The 19,931-nt window shown below is 60.3% G+C and carries 16 protein-coding genes; 4 read left to right on the top strand and 12 right to left on the bottom strand.

The window, feature by feature from the left end; translation table 11 throughout:
- Positions 1-143: 143 nt before the first annotated feature.
- Genes B5F22_RS03175 through B5F22_RS03165 form a run of 3 tightly spaced genes read left to right on the top strand, consistent with a single transcriptional unit; the run spans position 144 to position 4,554 of the window.
- Complete coding sequence (locus tag B5F22_RS03175; protein ID WP_204210512.1) at positions 144-845, top strand: ABC transporter ATP-binding protein; 702 nt, start codon at positions 144-146, stop codon at positions 843-845.
- Positions 839-4,054 (top strand): ABC transporter permease, encoded by a 3,216-nt coding sequence (locus B5F22_RS03170; RefSeq protein WP_087232520.1) that lies wholly within the window; start codon positions 839-841, stop codon positions 4,052-4,054. Before B5F22_RS03175 ends, B5F22_RS03170 begins: the two co-directional genes overlap by 7 nt.
- Before the next feature lie 2 nt (positions 4,055-4,056).
- Positions 4,057-4,554, top strand: a complete 498-nt coding sequence (locus B5F22_RS03165; RefSeq protein ID WP_242954916.1) for an N-acetyltransferase — start codon at positions 4,057-4,059, stop codon at positions 4,552-4,554.
- 309 nt (positions 4,555-4,863) lie between these two features.
- Here the strand turns inward: B5F22_RS03165 and B5F22_RS03160 are convergent, their stop codons facing one another.
- Positions 4,864-5,892, bottom strand: coding sequence for a sugar-transfer associated ATP-grasp domain-containing protein (locus tag B5F22_RS03160; RefSeq protein WP_158096598.1), 1,029 nt, complete (start codon positions 5,890-5,892; stop codon positions 4,864-4,866).
- 137 nt (positions 5,893-6,029) lie between these two features.
- Here B5F22_RS03160 and B5F22_RS03155 point away from each other — a divergent pair, with 137 nt between their 5' ends.
- On the top strand, positions 6,030-6,587 hold the full coding sequence (locus tag B5F22_RS03155; protein ID WP_087232515.1) for a biotin transporter BioY: 558 nt from the start codon (positions 6,030-6,032) through the stop codon (positions 6,585-6,587).
- A 20-nt stretch (positions 6,588-6,607) separates the two neighbouring features.
- Here the strand turns inward: B5F22_RS03155 and B5F22_RS03150 are convergent, their stop codons facing one another.
- From B5F22_RS03150 to rplK, 11 genes are all read right to left on the bottom strand, one after another.
- The gene (locus B5F22_RS03150; RefSeq protein ID WP_242954917.1) at positions 6,608-8,803 is read right to left on the bottom strand and encodes a hydratase; all 2,196 of its coding nucleotides are present in this window, start codon (positions 8,801-8,803) and stop codon (positions 6,608-6,610) included.
- Between the two features lie 154 nt (positions 8,804-8,957).
- Positions 8,958-10,250 carry a zf-HC2 domain-containing protein gene (locus B5F22_RS03145; RefSeq protein WP_087232510.1) on the bottom strand — a complete coding sequence of 431 codons (1,293 nt, stop codon included), beginning with the start codon at positions 10,248-10,250 and terminating at the stop codon, positions 8,958-8,960.
- Positions 10,234-10,725: a sigma-70 family RNA polymerase sigma factor gene (locus B5F22_RS03140; RefSeq protein ID WP_087232507.1), complete on the bottom strand. Its 492-nt coding sequence runs from the start codon at positions 10,723-10,725 to the stop codon at positions 10,234-10,236. The genes B5F22_RS03145 and B5F22_RS03140 overlap by 17 nt, the downstream gene beginning before the upstream one ends.
- A gap of 251 nt (positions 10,726-10,976) precedes the next feature.
- Complete coding sequence (locus tag B5F22_RS03135) at positions 10,977-13,103, bottom strand: sodium-translocating pyrophosphatase (protein ID WP_087232504.1); 2,127 nt, start codon at positions 13,101-13,103, stop codon at positions 10,977-10,979.
- 125 nt (positions 13,104-13,228) lie between these two features.
- Complete coding sequence (locus B5F22_RS03130) at positions 13,229-14,668, bottom strand: TrkH family potassium uptake protein (protein WP_087232502.1); 1,440 nt, start codon at positions 14,666-14,668, stop codon at positions 13,229-13,231.
- Positions 14,665-16,050 (bottom strand): Trk system potassium transporter TrkA, encoded by a 1,386-nt coding sequence (gene trkA, locus B5F22_RS03125; RefSeq protein WP_087232499.1) that lies wholly within the window; start codon positions 16,048-16,050, stop codon positions 14,665-14,667. The genes B5F22_RS03130 and trkA overlap by 4 nt, the downstream gene beginning before the upstream one ends.
- Before the next feature lie 44 nt (positions 16,051-16,094).
- The gene (locus tag B5F22_RS03120) at positions 16,095-17,273 is read right to left on the bottom strand and encodes a MalY/PatB family protein (RefSeq protein WP_087390769.1); all 1,179 of its coding nucleotides are present in this window, start codon (positions 17,271-17,273) and stop codon (positions 16,095-16,097) included.
- Positions 17,274-17,471: 198 nt separating this feature from the next.
- Positions 17,472-17,843: a 50S ribosomal protein L7/L12 gene (rplL, locus tag B5F22_RS03115; RefSeq protein WP_087232494.1), complete on the bottom strand. Its 372-nt coding sequence runs from the start codon at positions 17,841-17,843 to the stop codon at positions 17,472-17,474.
- Between the two features lie 70 nt (positions 17,844-17,913).
- Positions 17,914-18,447: a 50S ribosomal protein L10 gene (gene rplJ / locus B5F22_RS03110; RefSeq protein WP_087232491.1), complete on the bottom strand. Its 534-nt coding sequence runs from the start codon at positions 18,445-18,447 to the stop codon at positions 17,914-17,916.
- A 278-nt stretch (positions 18,448-18,725) separates the two neighbouring features.
- Positions 18,726-19,424 (bottom strand): 50S ribosomal protein L1, encoded by a 699-nt coding sequence (gene rplA / locus B5F22_RS03105; protein WP_087232488.1) that lies wholly within the window; start codon positions 19,422-19,424, stop codon positions 18,726-18,728.
- 20 nt (positions 19,425-19,444) lie between these two features.
- Entirely contained in the window at positions 19,445-19,870 is a 426-nt protein-coding gene (gene rplK / locus B5F22_RS03100; protein WP_087232485.1) for a 50S ribosomal protein L11, read from the bottom strand.
- Between the last annotated feature and the right edge of the window lie 61 nt (positions 19,871-19,931).

Raw genomic sequence — 19,931 nt, 5'->3', positions numbered from 1 at the left:
CAAGAGGAGTTAGTCAACGATAACACAGGAGACCTCGGGGGATTCATAAACTTTCTTTAAACAATGGTAAGGAAGGATTGCAGGTGGAGGGGAGAACGTGTACTATATAGTTAAGATAACAATATAGCGGGATGGTGGTAATTATGAGTTATATCTCTTTCAAACAAGTACGCAAGGAATACGTCATGGGAGAGGTGACCATCAAAGCGGTGGATGGGGTGGATTTCCACATCGAAAAAGGGGAATTTGCCATCATTGTGGGGCCATCCGGCGCAGGTAAGACCACGGTGCTGAATATGCTGGGGGGCATGGACGCCTGTACCAGCGGAGAGATCCTGGTGGATGGCACCCAGGTCAGCGGATTCAACGCCCGCCAGCTCACCCAGTATCGCCGCAACGACATCGGATTTGTCTTCCAGTTCTACAACCTGGTGCAGAACCTCACCGCCCTGGAGAATGTGGAGCTGGCCGCCCAGATCTGCAAAGAGCCCCTGGACGCCAAAGACGTGCTGGAGCACGTGGGGCTGGGGCATCGCCTCAACAACTTCCCCGCCCAGCTCTCCGGCGGCGAGCAGCAGCGGGTGGCCATCGCCCGTGCCCTGGCCAAAAACCCCAAGCTGCTGCTGTGCGATGAGCCTACCGGCGCGCTGGACTACGTCACGGGCAAGGCCATTTTGAAGCTCTTGCAGGATACCTGCCGCCTGCAGGGGATGACAGTGGTGGTCATCACCCACAATACCGCCCTCACCCCCATGGCAGACCGGGTTATTCACATCAAAAACGGGCGTGTGGAGGAGATGACCTGCAATCCTCACCCCACCCCGGTGGAGGCGATTGAATGGTAAAGAGGAAAAACAGGCTGCTCACCGATTTTATTCGGGAAGTCCGCCATACCTACAGCCGCTTTCTATCCATTCTCCTCCTCTCCGCTCTGGCCGTGGCCTTTTTGGTGGGCCTGCGGGCCACGGCCCCGGATATGGAGTATACGGCGGACAACTACTACGACTCCCACCACCTCATGGACGGCTATGTTATGTCCACCATGGGGCTCACCCAGGAGGACTTGCAGGCCTTAGCCCAGGCCGACGGCGTAGATCAGGTGGAAGGGGCGTGGAGCGTGGACGCCACCGCGGTGGACTCCATCGTCTCCATGCGCTCCATGCCGGAGAACTTGAATCTGCTCAACGTGGTGGAGGGCCGCCTGCCCCAGCAGGCGGACGAGTGCGTCACCGAGCAGATGCTCCTCACCGCTCTGGGGCTGGAGATTGGGGACACCCTCACCGTCACGTTGGACGAGGCGGACCAGGACAGCCTCACCCGTACCAGCTACACCATTGTGGGCACGGTGCAAAGCCCGCTGTATGTGGGTACAGACCGAGGCAGTACCACCCTGGGCAGCGGCAGCATCGATGCCTTTGTCTACATCCCCGGGGAGAATTTCGACCTGGACGTATACACCACCGCCTATTTCACTGGCGATGGAATGGAAGCCCTCAACAGCTACAGCCAGGCCTACGCCGACCAGCTCAGCGCCCTGGTGGACAGCCTGGACCCCTTGGCCCAGGAGCGGGCCAGCCTGCGGGACAAAGAGGTGCGCAGCGAGGCCCAGAAGGAGCTGGACGATGCCCGAAGCGAGCTGGCAGACGCCCAAAAGGAACTGGACGATGCCAAGAAGAAGCTGGACGATGCCCGGGCGGAGCTGGACAGCGGCTGGGCGGACTATGAGAGTGGTTTGGCCACCCTGGAACAGGAGATCAAGGACGGCCAGGCCAAGCTGAACGCCGCCCGGTCCCAGCTGGAGGAGTCCCAGACCCGGTATGAGCAGGGCAAAGTGGACTATCAGGAGGGTCTGGCTCAGTATCAGGAGGGCCAGACCGCCTATGAGGAGAACCTGGCCCAACTGGACGCCCAGCAGGAAGAGGTGGCCAAGGGCTATGAGGAGTATTACGACGCTCTGAAGCCCTTTGAGGGCACCCCTATGTATGACCAGATGGTGGAGCAGCTGGCTCCCCAGAAGGCAAAGCTGGACGAAGCTGCCGCCCAGATACAGGCGGGGTATCAGCAGCTGGCCCAGGTAAAGACTCAGTTGGAGGAATCCAAGGCGGAGCTGGATGCCGCCCAGGCCCAGTTGCAAGATGCCGCCCAGCAGTTGGATACCGGATGGGCAGAGTACCAGTCCGGGCAGCAGACCCTGGACCAGGAAGAGGCCCGTGGCCGCAGCCAGCTGGCCGAAGCCAAGGCAGAGCTGGACGACGGCGAGGCGGAGTACCAGAAGGGCCTGGAGGAGTACCAGCAGGCCAAGGCCGACGCCCAGCCGGAGCTGGAGCAGGCCCAGGCGGACATCGACCAGGGCCAGAAGGATTTAGACGAGATGGCTACCTGTGAGTGGTATGTGCTGGGCCGGGACACCAATTCCGGCTTTGTCAGCTACTCCCAAGACGCCGAGCGGGTGGATAATCTGTCCAGCATCTTCCCGGTCATCTTCTTTGTGGTGGCCGCGCTGGCCTGCCTGACCACCATGACCCGTATGGTGGAAGAGCAGCGCACCCAGATTGGCTCTTTGAAGGCCCTGGGCTTCTCCCGGCTGGCCATCTCCCAAAAGTACATTGGATACGCCTTTGTGGCCAGCCTGGTGGGCGGCCTCATTGGCTTAGGGGTAGGGGCTACCCTCATCCCGGCGGTCATCGCCAACGCCTTCCAGATCATGTACGCCATCCCCGGGCTGGACTATAAGATGCAGCTGCCCCTGTTTGTGTTGGCGGTGCTGGCGGCAGTGGCGTGCACCACCGGGGCCGCCCTGTGGGCCTGCCTGTCCACGCTGATTGATACCCCAGCCAACCTCATGCGGCCTCGGGCCCCCAAGGCGGGCAAGCGGGTCTTCTTGGAATACATCAAGCCCATTTGGCGCAGGCTAAGCTTTACCTGGAAGGTGACCATGCGCAACCTGTTCCGCTATCAAAAGCGGTTTTGGATGACGGTCATCGGCATTGGCGGCTGTACCGCCCTGATTGTCACGGGCTTTGGCCTCCATGAGTCCATTTTTGACGTGCTGGATAAGCAGTTTGATGAGATATCCCTGTATGACGCCACCGTAGGCCTGGACGAGGACCTGACGGAGGAGCAGAAGCAGGGGATTGAGGACTATCTGGACGGGGAAGAGGCTGTGGCGGACTACATGTTCACCTATCAGCAGATGATGGACGCTTCCACCACAGGCATCTCCTACGACGTGTACCTCTTTGCGGTGGACGACGTGGAGGAGTTCGGGCGCTTTGTGGATTTGCGCCACCGTTCGGACCACTCCCCGGTGGAGCTGGACGGCTCCGGCGTGGTCATTGACGAGAAGCTCTCTGAGCTGCTGGGTGTGTCGGTCGGGGACACCATCACCCTGGGGGGAGACCAGCGGGTGGAGGCCGTGGTGGCGGACATCACGGAAAACTACGTCTACCACTACGTATACCTCACCCGGGACCTGTATACCCAGCTGTTTGGGGAGGACTACCAGAACAATGTGATGCTCCTGGCCTATCAGGACGGCATGGGGGTGGACGTGTCCAACCAGACCTCGGAGACCCTGATGAAGATGGATGGGGTGGCCTCCTACTCCTACATTGCCACCATCCGGGACAGCTTTGAGGACAGCATGGACGCCATCAACTACGCCGTGGTCATCATCATTGTGGCCGCCGCCGCGCTGGCCTTTGTGGTGCTGTACAACCTGACCAACATCAACATCACCGAGCGCAGAAGCGAGCTGGCCACCTTGAAGGTGCTGGGGTTCTATGACGGAGAGACCACCGCATATGTATTGCGGGAGAACGTGTTCCTCACCATCTTTGGCGTGATTCTGGGACTGGTGTTGGGCCGGTTCCTCCACAGCTGGATGGTGCTGACGGTGGAGGTGGACCTGGTGATGTTTGGCCGCACGGCACCCCCCTACGCCTATGTGCTGGCCGCGGCCTTGACCGCCCTGTTCTCCCTCATTGTCAATGTGGCGGCACACTTTAGGTTAAAGAAAATTGATATGGTAGAAAGTTTGAAAACGGTGGAATGAACATGAACAGTGGAACCAATTTTTTGATTCGTCGGGGCAATATCCGGGATCTGCCTGCCCTGGAGCAGCTCTACGCCCAGGCCCGGGCCTTTATGCGGGAGTCCGGCAACCCGGACCAGTGGGGGGAGGATAAACCAACCCTGGAGCAGATCCAGCAGGATATCAACCTGGGGTACAGCTTTGTGTGTATGGAACATGGCCGCCTGGCCGCGGCCTTCTCCTTCCACACCAAGGGAGAGCCCACCTACGCCCACATTGAAGGGGAGGGGTGGCCGGAGAACGGGGACTATGGCGTGGTGCACCGGTTGGCCACCGGCTCCTCCCGCACCGGGGCGGCGGCCCACTGCCTGGCCTGGTGCCGGGCCCATTGCCGCCAGCTGCGTATCGACACCCATGAGAAGAACATCCCCATGCAGCAGTTGCTGGAGAAGATGGGGTTCACCCCCTGTGGCACCATCTATTTGGAGGATGGAAGTCCCAGACTGGCCTATTATCTTTGATCATGTAAGAAGCCCTCGGTTCCGCAAGGAACCGAGGGCTTCTTACATGATTCTCAAAAATGCAAGCATTTTTGAGAGGGGATGCAGCCCGCTGCATGCACCCTTGGGTCAAAGGGCGACCCAAGGCCACACTGGCGGGCTGAGAAGTGTTTTTTCCGATGCGCATGTCCCCGGAAAAAACGTGATTTTAGTTTATTTTCCCGCCTGCGGGCGGGAAAACTCTGCCGAGGGCTTTTATTTCATCATGTCTCTGACAAATCGGAATCCGTGCCGCAAGGAGGCGGCACACAATCATTCTTCATTTCTTCATTATTCATTCATCATTTTTTCTTCGGCCTCAATCTCCCGGAACCGAGGCATGATGCCGATCTTGTCCGGGGTGTGCACAGGCAGCTGATAGATGTCGTGGCCGGGGAAGGGGTTGCCCTCCACCAGACAGGGACCGTTGGGGGTAAAGCACACGTCCCAGCCCACATACCCCACCTGGGGAATGACCTGGGCGGCCTCAGAGACCATGGCCACCGCCTTGTCCCAGTCGGGGAACTGAAAGCCCTTGATGGGGGTGCCCGTGGCGGGGTGGTTTTCGTACAGGTTCTTGGCCTTGTCCAGGGCCCGGTCAATGACTACGCCCCGCTCAGGATCCATGGGGGCCACCATGCCGCCGCTGTTGAAGTTGTCCACAAACTTGCCGTTGCCGATGCGGAACATGGCGGTGACCAGGTACACCTTGCCGTGCTTGCCCCGGATGGTCACCATGCGCACGGTGTTGATGGAGCCGGGGTAGATGGCGGACACCTGGGGATGCTGCTCCAGCACCTCTTCCAGCTCCAGCTTGGGGGCCCGCTGCACCAGATAGTCGTAGAGGGCGTCCAGAGAGGGATACTCGGTACGGCGGATCTTTTCAATGCCCCAGCCACAGCTGCCCTGGGAGGGCTTGGCCATGAACACCTCGTGGGCGGCCAAAAACGCCATCACCTGATCCCGGTTGTCCCCGGTCACTGGCACCCAGTCCCGGTGCAGGTACTTGCCAAAGAGGGTGTTGAACTGCACCTTATCGTCAAATTGGCCCGTGTAGGCCTTGTCGTTGTACTTCACCACCAGGGCGTTGTTGCGGCCTCGGGTGAGGTAGGTGTCCCGCTGCTCTGGTGTGAGATTGTACATCTCAAACAGGTCGTAGTCCATATACCCCGCCCCGTACTTTACGGCGCAGTCCTTCATGTCCCGGAAAATGGCCAGCCGGGACCGCCCGGTCTTTTTGTGGATGGAGCTAATCTTCTCCCACATGGCCTTGTAGTTCATATTCATCACGCGCTGGAATAGATACTTCACGTTTGCCACGGTTCGTCCCTCACATTTTTCATAGAGTAATCCCATCTAAAGTATCACACATTGGGGGCAAAGGCAAGCGGTTGACAGGGGAAAAGTTATATTGTATACTTACAAGCGAATTTAGTATACAATCGGAGGGCGAGCATATGAAGCATGAGACCATACAAAAGTTGTGCAGCTGCGGGGTACTGGCGGCGGTGATCTGTGTCCTCAGCCCCTTTTCCGTGCCCATTGGCCCGGTGCCCGTGGCCTTTGCCAACCTGGCCATCTTTCTGGCGGTGTATCTGCTGGGGTGGAAGTGGGGAACGGTGAGCTGCCTGGTGTATTTGCTGGTGGGTCTGGCCGGTCTCCCGGTGTTTTCCGGGTTTGGCAGTGGAGCGGCCAAGCTGCTGGGGCCCACCGGGGGCTATTTGCTGGGCTATCTGCCCATGGCTTTGGTGGGGGGCTGGGTCATCGACCACACCCGGTCCAAGCTGCTCCACGCCCTGGGGCTGATGTTGGGCACCGCCCTGTGTTATCTGCTGGGCACCGCCTGGTTCTGCTGGCAGGGGGGGTATACCGTGGGGGCGGCCCTGGGGCTGTGCGTGACCCCCTTCATTCCCTTTGACCTGGGAAAGATCGTCATTGCCATTGGTCTGGGCAGTCTGCTGCGCCACCGACTGGCTCAGGCGGGCTTTTACAAAGAAAAACGGGTTGCACGTTGAGTGCAACCCGTTTTGAGTTATTATTGTGCGTAGTAGTTGATGAGGCAGCCAGCCAGGATGATGTCCCGCTCTTCCCGGGTCAGGCCGGGGAGGGAGAGGGTGACGGGGGTAGAGGTACCATCCCGCAGCACCTGGGCCTCCACGGTCTCGCCGTCTCCCTGGAGGAGGGCACGGATGCCGGGGATGTACACTCGGTCACCGGGCTGGAGGTTGAGCTGCTCCAGCTCGCTGGCGATGAAGGGCAGCATGCCCCAGTTGACCACGTTGGAGCGGTAGCGCTTGGTGGCGTACTCCTGGGCGATGTTGGCGCAGCCGCCCAGTACACGCTGGCAGGAAGCGGCCTGCTCCCGGGCAGAGCCGTCGCCGGGCTTCAGGGCCATCACCAGGGAGCCCAGTCCGGTGTTGGCGGGGTCGTAGCCCTCCAGAGCGGCCACCACCTGGGGGTCCTGGGGATTGGAGCGGCGCAGCTGCTCCACCTTCTGAATCTCCTTGGCCCGGGGCACATACTGGGGGTCCTTGCGGCTGAGGGCGAATTCCGACAGGCGCAGGGGGTTGGAGCGGTAAGAGGAGGTCTCACCAGAGGGGATGAGCTCGTCGGTGGTGGTGACGGGGTCGTAGATGGCGCAGGCCACGGTGAGCATCAGGTTTTCCGGCAGGGCGATCTGCTGGGGCCAGTCGGCGATGTTGGGGCCAAACACCAACTCCTCGTCGGGGTTGGCCTTGCCCACGCCGTAGTAGACCCGGGCCTGATAGGAGGAGCCGTCATAGGTCCACTGCTCGTCGGCCCGGTCGGCGGGCACGTCAGGCAGCTGGTCGGCGGCGGTGAGCACGCCGCCCATCTTGGCGGTGGCGGCGATGGAGCGGGCGTCCATCAGGGCCACATAGGACACCTGGCCCTCGCCGGGCTTGGAGCCCTCCCGGTTGGGGAAGTTGCGGGTGGAGTGGCGGATGGAGAAGGCCCCGTTGGCGGGCACGTCTCCGGCACCGAAGCAGGGGCCGCAGAAGCAGGAGCGCACCGAGGCGCCGGCGGCCATAAGGGTGGTGATATAGCCCTGGCGGGTCAGTTCCTGCATCACGGGCATGGAGCCGGGGTAGCAGGACAGCCAGAAGTGGTCGGACCCGGTGGCGGTGGTGCCCAGAATCTCAGCGGCCCGGCGCAGGTTCTGATAGGTACCGCCGGAGCATCCGGCAATGACGGCCTGGTCCACGTGGAACTTGCCGTCGCGGATCTTGGCGGACAGGGGAGCGGGGGGCTCGATACCCAGCTGGTCCCGGGTGTTCTGCTCCACCATGTGGAGCATGTCCTCCATATTCTCCTGAAACTCGGCGATGGGGAAGGCGTTGGAGGGGTGGAAGGGCAGGGCGATCATGGGCTGCACCTTGTCCAGCTCCACGCACACCACCCGATCATAGTAGGCGCCCTCTTTGGGCTGCATGGGGTGATATTCCGCGCCACGGCCCAGGAGAGTGAGGGCGGTCTGGGTGTTGGTATCGGTCTGCCACACCGAGGACAGACAGGTGGTCTCGGTGGTCATCACGTCGATGCCGGACCGATAGTCCATGGACAGATTGGCTACACCGGGTCCGAAGAACTCCATGACGGCGTTCTTCACCGCGCCGGACTGGAAGGTGGCCTTGACCAGGGCCAAAGCCACGTCCTGGGGGCCCACGCCGGGGCGGGGAGCTCCGGTGAGGTAGATGCCCACCACCTGGGGATAGGCGATGTCATAGGTCTTGCACAGCAGCTGACGGGCCAGCTCGGGGCCGCCCTCGCCGATGGCCATACAGCCGTAAGCGCCGTACCGGGTGTGGGAGTCCGAGCCCAGAATCATCTTGCCGGGGGCAGCGTACCGCTCCCGCATGTAGGAGTGGATGACGGCCTGGTGGGCGGGGACAAATTCACCGCCGTACTTCTTGGCAGCAGACAGGCCGAAGTTGTGGTCATCCTCGTTGATGGTGCCGCCCACGGCGCACAGGGAGTTGTGGCAGTTGGTGAGCACGTAGGGCAGGGGGAACTCCTTGAGACCGGAGGCCCGGGCGGTCTGGATGATGCCCACATAGGTGATGTCGTGGGAGGCCATGGCGTCAAAGCGGATGGAGAGCCGCTCCATGGAGCCAGAGGTGTTATGGGCTTTCAGGATGGAGTAGGCCATGGTGGACTCCACGCCAGCCTGAGTCTTTTCGGCCGGGACCAGCTGGCCTTTCTGCCAGCTCATGCCCTGGTTGTGAATGGTAATCATATGGGTTACCTCCTTGGGAGTAATATGACGCATTTGCTTTAGTGTAGCAAACAAACGAAGTCTTTGCAAGAGGGGGGCGGTGGAAATTGCAAAAAAATCCCCGAACCGAAGTTCGGGGATTTTGGGGAGGTTATTGGGCATAGGGGACGGCCCAGGCGTGCATGCGCTCCAGAATGGTGTCGTCATAATCGAAGGAGAGGAAATAGGTGACGTCCTGGCTGGGCAGGGAGCCTGCTTCATATTGCACCGACAGGAGGTCTGGGCCTAGAATCAGCCGATCCAGGTCAAAGGCCATCTCCATCTCCTGGCGGAGCGTGGGGTCGGTGATTTCGGCCTCATCCAAAAGGGCCTGCTCCAACTCCTCCGAGGTGCAGGTGAACAGGTCTTCCATGTCCACCCGTTCTCCAGTGTCTCGGTAGAACGCCGTGCCCACCTCCAGATACTTGGAAGGTGCTTGGAGGGATGTGGTGAAATAGATTACCCTGGGACTGGATGCAGAGAGGTAGGTATCTTGGAGAATGAGACAGGTGGAGAAGGATGCAGGGGAGCCTGCCTCGCGATAGGACTGGTAGACGGCTTCCAGCTCTTCCAGCTCGTCATACAGCAGACTCTGTGTTTCGTAGTACGCTACGATATTGTCCTGAGCCTCCTGAGATAGTTCCTCCAGACCCTGGACACCGTCCAAGGCGATGTCGGGAGGATAGGGGGTATGCACGTCCAGCAGCTCCGGGCCTTTGGGAAGAGCGTACAACACGCCTCCGTTTTTCTGCCAGACCTCCACCTGGGTGCCATCCTGCAAGAGAATGGGGTCAGGCTTTTGATAGGCGTTGATTTCCACCAGTTGGGCGGAATAAGTGGGGAGTTTCTTCCCATCCCGGTTGCTGATGGACTCTTTGGAGTTGCCCAGTTCGGCGTAAATGCGCAGACCGTCGTAGATGGCTCCATCCAGGAAGTCCTGGTCGGTATAGGCATCAAAGAAGGATATAACTTTGGTGTACTCCTCCATGATCAGCCCAAACTGCTCTCCTCGGGAAGTATACACCACATAGGACACCTCTCCGGTGGTGTTGTTCACATGGGTCTCCACGATTCTTCCGGTCAACTCTCGGGGAGGGGTGTGGAACAAAAACCACAGGCCGATGAGGCTACTGATCACCGCCACCAGCACAGCGGCAATGACAAAGCCCTTGGAAAAGGCCCGCCGCCGCCCCCGCTTCCAGGCAGAGGAGGCCGCCTGGGCCACGGTGCGCTCCTCCACTTGAGGGTGAGCGGTGGGAATGGGGGCACTCATACGCTCCCACTCTGCCCGGCAGGTCTCACATTCCTCCAGGTGCTCGGCCACCAGCTGACGGCTCTCTGGGCTGCACACGTCGTCCTGGTACAGGGGGAGCAGGTCCCGGATGACGTTACACGGTGTTTTCATCGAAATCCCTCCTCAGCTTGGTTTTGGCCCGGTAGAAGATGACTCTGGCCCAGCTGTCCGTCTTGCCAAACAGTTCCCCGATTTGGGCAAAGGGTAGCTCGCCAAAGACCCGCAGGGAAAAGACCTCTTTGTACGGCTCCGGGAGCTGGTGGAGCAGCACGTGGAGCCTGCGGGCGGTCTCCTGGTCCATGAGGTCCCGCTCAAAGTCCGGGGCAATCTCCTGGGACAAGTCTGCCGCCTCCTCTGAGACATGGCGTTTTTGCTTTTGGTGGTAGGTGAAATAGGTGTTTTTTGCGATTTGGCACAGCCAGACATACAGCTGACAGGTGCCGTCAAATTGGTCCATGTGCATCATGGCCTTGTAAAAGGCCTCTTGGGTCACCTCTTCGGCAGTCGCCGGGTTCCGACACATGGAAAAGATGTATTTGTATACGCTGGGAAAATGGTCGGTGTATATCCGCTCAAAATCTGCCACACCATCACCCCCTTCACCCATAAGACTGGGAAGCTGTGAAAACGTTGCAAAGAAGTTCAAAAAAATTGTACCACGAATGCCAAGGGAGAAAAAGACCTCCCCGAACCGAAGTTCAGGGAGGCTGAGACAATGATAAGAGCCTAAAGATATGTGAAAATTTCCCGGAAGGAAAGCCCTCGGCAGAGTTTTCCCGCCAAGGGCGGGAAAATAAATTGCAATCCTCTCAAAAATGCTGGCATTTTTGAGAAGCGTCAGCTCATAAACGCCTGGACCGCCACAATGAGGCCGGAGAACACGATGGAAACCGTGGACACCAGCTTGATGAGGATGTTCAGAGAGGGGCCGGAGGTGTCCTTGAAGGGGTCGCCCACGGTGTCGCCGATGACGGCGGCCTTGTGGCAGTCGGAGCCCTTGCCGCCATGGTGTCCGGCCTCGATGTACTTCTTGGCGTTGTCCCAGGCGCCGCCGGCGTTGGACATGAACACGGCCATGGCAAATCCGGTGACGGACACGCCGCCCAGCAGACCCACCACGCCCTCAGGGCCCAGAATCAGGCCGGTGAGGATGGGGATTACGATGGCCAGCAGGGAGGGAGCCACCATCTCTTTCAGAGCGCCCTTGGTGCACAGACCCACACATGCGGCGTAGTCGGGGTCAGCGGTGCCTTCCATGATGCCCCGGATTTCCCGGAACTGGCGGCGTACTTCCATGACGATGGACTGGGCGGCCCGCTGCACGGCGCTCATGGTGAGAGCGGCAAAGACGAAGGTGAGCATGGCGCCCACAAACAGGCCCACCAGCACGGCGGGGTTGGTGAGGGACAGGTCAATGGCCAGGCCCTTGGCCTCCAGCTTCACGGATACAATGTCCACATAGGACACCAGCAGAGCCAGAGCGGTGAGGGCGGCGGAGCCGATGGCAAAGCCCTTGCCGGTGGCGGCAGTGGTGTTGCCCAGGGAGTCCAGGGCGTCGGTACGGTTGCGCACTTCCTCGCCCAGGCCGGACATCTCGGCGATGCCGCCGGCGTTGTCCGCCACGGGGCCGTAGGCGTCGGTGGCCAGGGTGATGCCCAGGGTGGAGAGCATACCCACAGCGGCGATGCCGATGCCGTAGAGGCCCTTGGAGAACAGTTCCGTGTAGTTGTCGGCGCTGGTGGTCAGAGTGCCGCCAGCGGCCACGAAGGAGACGATGACCGCTACGCCCACAATGAGGATGGGGGCGATGGTGGAGAGCATACCCAGGGACAGACCGCCGATGATGGTAGTGCCGGCCCCGGTCTCGGTGGCCTCAGCCAACTCACGGGTGGGCTTGTAGGTGTCCGAGGTGTAGTACTCGGTGAAATAGCCGATGGCGCAGCCGCCTACCAGACCACAGAGGATGGCCACGTACACGCCCCAGCTGCCCAACAGGAAGTAGGTGAGGGGGGCGGCGATGACAGCAGCCAGTACGGCAGCGGTGTAGGTGCCCCGGCGCAGGGTGGCCAGCAGCTCCCGCTGGGTGGCTCCCTCTTTGGTGCGGATGAGGAAGGAGCCGATGATGGAGCACACGATACCAACCACAGCCAGGGCGATGGGCAGCAGCATGGCCTCCCAGGACTTGCCTTGGGACGTATAGGCGGTGACGCCCAGGGCAAAGGTGGCCAGGATGGAGCCCACGTAGGACTCGTACAGGTCGGCGCCCATACCGGCCACGTCACCCACGTTGTCACCCACGTTGTCGGCGATGGTGGCGGGGTTGCGGGGGTCGTCCTCGGGGATGCCCGCCTCCACCTTGCCCACCAGGTCCGCGCCCACGTCGGCGGCCTTGGTGAAGATGCCGCCGCCCACACGGGCGAACAGGGCCATGAAGGAGGCGCCCATGCCGAACATCACCATGGTCTGGGCGATGCGAGCGGCGTCATAGTGGGCGATGTACCTGAGGATGTGGAACCACACCGAGATGTCAAACAGGCCCAGACCCACCACGGTAAAGCCCATGACGGCGCCGGAGGAGAAGGCCACGTTCAGTCCCTTGTTCAGACTCTCCGAGGCCGCCTGCGCCGTGCGGGCGTTGGAGGAGGTGGCGATTCTCATGCCCACAAACCCGGAAATGGCGGAGTAGATGCCGCCGGTGAGGAAGGCAAAGGGGATAAACCAGTTGTCCAGAAGCCCAAACTTGCATAACACCAGCAGGATGACAAAGACCACTGCGAAGACCTTGAACACGGTGGCGTACTGATGTCGCAGATAGGCATTTGCGCCCTTGCGAATGGCTGACGCAATTTTCTGCATGGTGTCGCTGCCTTCTGAGTAGGCCAGCACCTTGCGGCTTTGCGCAAAGGCAAAGAGCAGAGCCAGAATGGCACCTAAAATGCCCAGCCAAAACAGGTTTTCCGTCATGAGAACTACAACTCCTTTTTCTGAATTTTGCCAATGGGTGAACACTCATAACACCCCTCCCAGGGGTGGCAGGGACTTCAAGAGCAAAGAGCTGAGGGGACTTGTATTCGATTGTGAAAGGGAACTTACGAGCGCTTCCAGGCGCTGCGGCTGAAGAGCACCAGGATGGGGAAGATCTCCAACCGTCCAATGACCATGCACATGCTGAGGACAAGTTTGCTCAAAGGGGAGAAGGCGGCAAAGTTGCCCATGGGTCCCACGGCCTCCAAACCAGGTCCCACGTTGCTGATGCAGGTGATGACGGCGGTGAGGGTGGTGCCGAAGGAGAAGTTGTCCAATCCCACCACCAGAGCGGAGACAAAGGTGATGAAAATATAGGTGGCGAAGTAGGTGTAGATGGTGCGCACGGTGGAGTCGGACAGAGGCGCTCCGTCCAGTTTCACCACGGACACCGCCCGGGGGTGGATGATGGAGCGCACCTGGGCCTTGATGGTGCGCAGAATGACCAGAATGCGGGAGCATTTCATACCGCCGCCGGTGGACCCGGCGCAGGCGCCAATGAACATCAAAATCACCAGTAGCATCCGGGACAGTTCCGGCCATCGGTTGAAGTCCGCCGTGGCAAAGCCGGTGGTGGAGATCACCGAGGCCACCTGGAAGGCGGCGGTGCGTACAGCATCAGCATATGTGGGCATGCTGGCCGCTATGTTTATGGAAATGATGGCGGTGGCAATGGCAGTGACCGCCAGGAAGAACCGCAGCTCATCACTTTTCAGTGCCTGTTTGATTTTGCCCGTGAGTACCAGGAAGTACAAAGCAAAGTTCAGAGAGAACAGGATCATGAAAATGGTGATGATGATCTCAAAAGTGGGATTTCCGTAGGCACCCACCGACAGGTTGCGGTTGGAGAAGCCACCGGTACCAGCAGTGCCGAAGGCGTGGATGAAGGAGTCATACCAGGGCATTCCCGCAATCCGCAGGCAGAACACCTGGATGACGGTGAGCGCCAGGTAAATGGCGTAGAGAATCTTGGAGGACTGGGAGGCCCGGGGCACCAGCTTGCTCTTCACCGGGCCGGGGCTCTCCGCCCGGATGAGGTGGGTGGAGTTGATGCCCAGGAAGGGGAGCAGGGCGGTGGTGAGAATGAGCACGCCCATGCCGCCCAGCCAGTGGGTGAAGGAGCGCCAGAACACCAGGCCCAGGGGCAGGCCCTCCACCGCAGTGAGAATGGAGGAGCCGGTGGTGGTAAACCCCGAGATGGTCTCAAAGAAGCAGTCCACATAGCTGCCGAACTGGCCGGAAAACCAGAAGGGCAGGGCGCCGAACACGCCGGAGAGCACCCAGATGAGGCCCACGGAGAAAAAGCCTTCCCGGGCAAAAAACTTGTGCTCCCCCCGCAGGCCAAACACGGATGCCAGGCCCACCACCACCATGATACCAATGGTTTTCCAAAAGGGAGAGGGGTCCTCCCCGTAGTACAGGGCCACGCCCATGGGCAGCAGCATGGCCGCCGCCTCCACCAGCAGGGTGAACCCTGCCACGCGAAATACGGTTTTAAAATTCATAGGGCGCCTCGCAGGCCGAAGGAGTCGGCATAGATGTCGTTGAGGTCTACAATGCCGCTGTCCTTGGCAATGACGATGACAATGTCATCCACCTGGAGGTAGCTGTTGCCCTCGGGGATGATGACCTGGTCGCCCCGGACGATGCCGGCAATGAGGACACCGTTTTTCAGCTTCAAATCCTTCAGAGGGGTGCCCAGGTTGCGGGTGGAAGAACAGACCACAAACTCCATGGCCTCTGCCTGTCCGTTGGCGATGTGGTGCAGAGCGGTCATACGGCTGCCCTTGGAGTTCTGGATGCCACGCACCATGCGGAGAATCTGGTAGGCGGTGGTGAGTTTGGGAGACACCACCGACTCCACCCCGGCGGAGCGGGCGATAAGGGAGTAGTTCTGCCGGTTGGACTTGGCGATGATCTTGTGCACGCCGCACTGGTGGGCGTAGAGGGAGATAATCAGGTTGTCCTCGTCCCGGTCGGTGAGGGCGATGAACACGTCACTGGCGGGCATACACTCCTCGGTGAGCAGCTCCGGGTCGGTGCCGTCTCCGTGGAGGATGAGGGCGTGGGGGAACCACTCGGCCAGCTGTCTGCAACGGGCCTCGTTTTTCTCCACCACCTTGCACTGGATGCCCAGCTTCTCCAGCTGCTGGAGCAGGTAGTAGGTGACCCGTCCGCCGCCGATGATGAAGGCGGAGCGGACCCGGTGGCTGTGGCGGCCCAGTACCTTGAAGAACTGGCTCACCCCGCTGGGGGTGCCCGCCACATAGACCTTGTCCCCCACCTGAGGGACGAAGGAGCCGTTGGGAATCATCACCTCTGCACCGCGCTCCACGGCGCAGAAGAGGATGGGCAGATTCTTGATTTTGGTGGCCAGGTGGGACAGGGGCTGATCGGCCATATGGTCCCCGGGCTGGACGTGGAAGGAGATGATCTCCGCCTTGCCCTTGGCAAAGGTGTCCACGTCGGCGGCGTTGGGCAGGCGAATCATCCGGGAGATGTCCATGGCGGCGGCGGACTCGGGGTTGATGAGCTTGGTGATGCCCAGGTCCCGGCGCAGGTTGTCCAGATCGGCCAGGTAGTCCCGGTTGCGCACCCGGGCCACGGTGTAGGGCACGCCCAGGCGCTTGGCGGTGTGACCGCACAGCAGGTTGATTTCGTCCGAGCTGGTGGCGGCGACGACAACGTCCGCATCCTCAGCCCCTGCGTCCTCCAACACGGTGCGGGAGGCACAACTGCCCTTGATGCACATCACGTCCAACTGGTTGGAGATGCGGGTCAAGGTATCTTCGGAGATGTCCACCACGGTGATGTTGTGGTGCTCCGCGGCCAGGTGGTGGGCGACGGTGGCGCCCACCTTTCCGGCTCCGGCTATGATAATATTCAAAATGAATCCTCTCGTTTCTCTCTTCTAGATGGGTTGGGGATGGTTTACACCAGGCCACGCCGCTGGGCAGCTGCCAGCAGTCGCTCCAGGGCGGCGGCCAGCACGTCCCGGGAACAGGCCAGGTTCAGGCGCATAAATCCGGCCCCGCCGTAGTTGATGCCGTGGCTGAGGTACAGCTGGGCCTCCTGCTCCATGAAGTCGGCCAGGGCCTTGTCGTCCAGCCCGAAGCTGGAGAAGTCTATCCAGGACAGATAGGTGCCCTCCAGGGGGGCAATCCAGACGTTGGGGAAATGCTGGGCCATGAAGTTCCGGAGGTAGCGGTCATTCTCCTTGAGATAGTCCACCAGCTGCTCCACCCAGGGCTCACACTGCTCATATCCTACCTCCAGGGCCAAGGTGCCGAAGGAGGAGTTGGAGTAGGCCCCAGAGCGGGCCACCTCGGCTTCCAGTTTGGCCTTGTTGTCCCCATCGGGCACGATCATATTGCCGCAGGCCAGTCCGGCCAGGGAGAAGGTCTTGCTGGCGGCCATGCCGATGACACAGTGCTTGGCGTACTCCTCCCCCAGAGAGGCGTACACCGTGTGGGGGTGCTCCGGCTGGCACAGGTCACAGTGGATTTCGTCGCTGATTAGGAACACCCCGTGGGCCAGACACAGGTCGCCCACCCGCTGCAGCTCGGCTCGGGTCCACACCCGTCCCACGGGATTGTGGGGGGAGCAGAGAATCATGGCGGTGGTGGTGGGCCGGGACAGCTTGTCCTCCAGGTCGTCAAAGTCCATCTCATAGTGGCCGTCCACCAGCTTCAGGGGATTTTCCAGAAGGGTGCGCCCGTTCTCCCGCACCGCCCGGTAGAAGGGGGGATAGACGGGAGTTTGGATGACGATGCCGTCCTCGGGGTTGGTGAAGGCCCGGACGGCGGCGTTGATGCCGTGGACCACACCGGTGGTGCGGATAATCCAGTCCCGCTGGATCTCCCAGCCGTAGCGGCGGGACACCCAGGAGCGGATGGCGTTATAGTAGCGGTCGCTCCAGCCCGCATAGCCCCACAGCCCAGAGCGGGCCATGTCCTCCAGGGCCTGGACAATGGCAGGGGGAGAGCGGAATTCCATGTCCGCCACGGACAGAGGCACCACACCGGGCTGGGGACTGGGGCCCATCAGGTCCCACTTCTCCACCTCCACGCCGACGCGGGGGGGAATGGGCTGGTCGAAGAATTGATTCACGGGAGACACTCCTCACAATGATAGCGGTATTTTCTAAAATCATATCACAACTGCACAACTGTCGCAAGGTCTAACCTGCAAAATGTTGGCAGAATCACAAGACAGGAAGAATGTGACAGGAAAGTAAAAAAACACAGAAGGACTTGCCGCAGTGTGAACTGCGACAAGCCCTTCTGAAAAAGACTGTGGGGAAGTAACTTACTTCAGCTCCACCTTGGCGCCAACCTCTTCCAGCTTGGCCTTCAGAGCCTCGGCGTCCTCCTTGGAGATGCCCTCCTTCAGAGCCTTGGGAGCGGACTCAACCAGACCCTTGGCGTCAGCCAGGCCCAGGCCGGTGATCTCGCGGACAACCTTGATGACCTTGATCTTCTCGGAGCCAACCTCAGTCAGCACCACGTCGAACTCGGTCTTCTCCTCAGCGGGAGCAGCAGCAGCGCCAGCGGCGGGAGCGGCCATGGCGGCGGCGGAAACGCCGAACTCCTCCTCCAGGGCCTTGACGAGCTCGTTGAGCTCCAGAACGGTCAGGGACTTAACCTCTTCGATCATAGCAGTAATCTTCTCGCTAGCCATGATGAAATACCTCCTTAAATAAATAATATAAAGTAGAATGTGGGCGGGTCAGGGTTGACCCGATGCTGAATTATTCAGCGGCAGTCTCCTCAGCAGCAGCAGCGGGCTCGCCATCCTTCTCGGCGATGGCCTTCAGGACGATAGCCAGGCTGGTAATGGGAGCCAGCATCATGCCGAGCAGCTGAGCCACCAGGCCATCCTTAGAGGGCAGCTCGGCCAGAGCGGCGATGTCCTCCAGGGGGATCACCTTGCCGTCCATGAAGCCGGCCTTGATGTTGAAACGATCGCCCATCTGCTTGGCGTACTTGTTGACAATACGCATGGGAGCGATGGGGTCGTCCTTAGAGATGGCGATGGAAGTAGTACCGTTGAGCACTTCATCCAGCTCACCGAGACCGACGTTGTCGGCAGCGCGGCGCAGCAGGGTGTTCTTTACGACGGAATATTCCACACCATTCTCTCTCAGTTCAGCACGCAGAGCAGTGTCCTCGGCCACGGTGATACCCTTGTAGTCCACCAGCACACCGGAAGAAGCGCTCTGCAGGGTCTCGGTCAGAGAGGCCACGATGGCTTGCTTTTCACTGAGAACCTTTGCGTTAGGCATTTGGAATTCACCTCCGGAAAATTTAGTGCAGCGGTCTTTGCCAAATAAGCAAAAACGCCGCTTTCGTGTCAAGACGAAAACAGCGCAAACATATCGTTATGAGCTGCATTCTCGGTAGGGCTTACGGCTTGCGCCACCTACTGTCTCCGAACACGAAGTGTATTATATCAACCCGGGAGGAGTTTGTCAAGCAAAAATCCCCCGAATTGGATATAATTTTGGGGAAATTCCCGGCCCGTGCCCATACCTTGGTATGGACACGGGGCTGGGATCAAACATTAGTTGCCGAACTTGGCAGCGCTGACCTTCACGCCGGGGCCCATGGTGGAAGCAGCCACACAGCTCTTCACGTACTGGCCCTTAGCGGCGGCGGGCTTAGCCTTGACGATAGCGGTCATCAGAGCGTTGAGGTTGTCAGAGAGCTTCTCAGCGCCGAAGGAGACCTTGCCGATGGGGCAGTGGATGATGTTGGTCTTGTCCAGACGATACTCCACCTTACCGGCCTTGATCTCGTTGACAGCCTGGGTCACGTTGGGGGTCACGGTGCCAGCCTTGGGGGAGGGCATCAGGCCCTTGGGGCCCAGAACCTTACCCAGACGGCCAACCACGCCCATCATGTCGGGGGTAGCCACGACCACGTCGAAGTCGAACCAGTTTTCCTTCTGGATCTTCTCCACCATGTCCATATCGCCCACGAAGTCGGCGCCAGCGGCACGGGCCTCCTCGGCCTTGTCGCCCTTGGCGAAGACCAGCACGCGGGCGGTCTTGCCGGTGCCGTGGGGGAGAACGATGGCGCCGCGCACCTGCTGGTCAGCGTGACGGGAGTCAACGCCCAACTTCACGTGCAGCTCCACGGTCTCGTCGAACTTGGCGGTGGCGGTCTTGATGACCAGCTCCATGGCCTCGTTCACATCATACTGAGCAGCGCGGTCGATGAGCTTGGCGCTGTCCACATACTTCTTACCCTTAGTTGCCATTGCTTATGTCCTCCTTTCCCTTACTCTTCCACCAGAACGCCCATGGAACGGGCAGTGCCGGCGATCATGCTCATGGCGCTCTCCAGGCTGGAGGCGTTCAGGTCGGGCATCTTGGTCTCGGCGATCTTCTGCAGATCGGCCTTGCTCAGGGTAGCCACCTTGGTCTTGTTGGGCACGCCGGAGCCGGACTCAATGCCACAGGCCTTCTTGATGAGCACGGGGGCGGGGGGGGTCTTGGTCACGAAGGTGAAGGAACGGTCGGCATACACGGTGATGACCACGGGGATGATCAGGCCCATGTCCTTCTTGGTGCGCTCGTTGAACTCCTTGGTGAACGCGGCGATGTTCACGCCGTGCTGACCCAGAGCAGGGCCAACAGGGGGGGCGGGAGTTGCCTGACCGGCGGGGATCTGAAGCTTTACATATCCAGTAACTTTCTGTGCCATTTGAAACAGCACCTCCTACATAAAATGTGGTGGTGACGGAGCCGCTTTGTGCTCCTCCCAC

The sequence above is a fragment of the Pseudoflavonifractor sp. An187 genome, from assembly GCF_002160275.1.
In the GTDB taxonomy this organism is placed as follows: Bacteria; Bacillota; Clostridia; order Oscillospirales; family Oscillospiraceae; genus Enterenecus; species Enterenecus faecium.
Note: the sequence above shows the minus strand (reverse complement) of the source record. Positions and strands in the feature narration are given on the sequence as shown.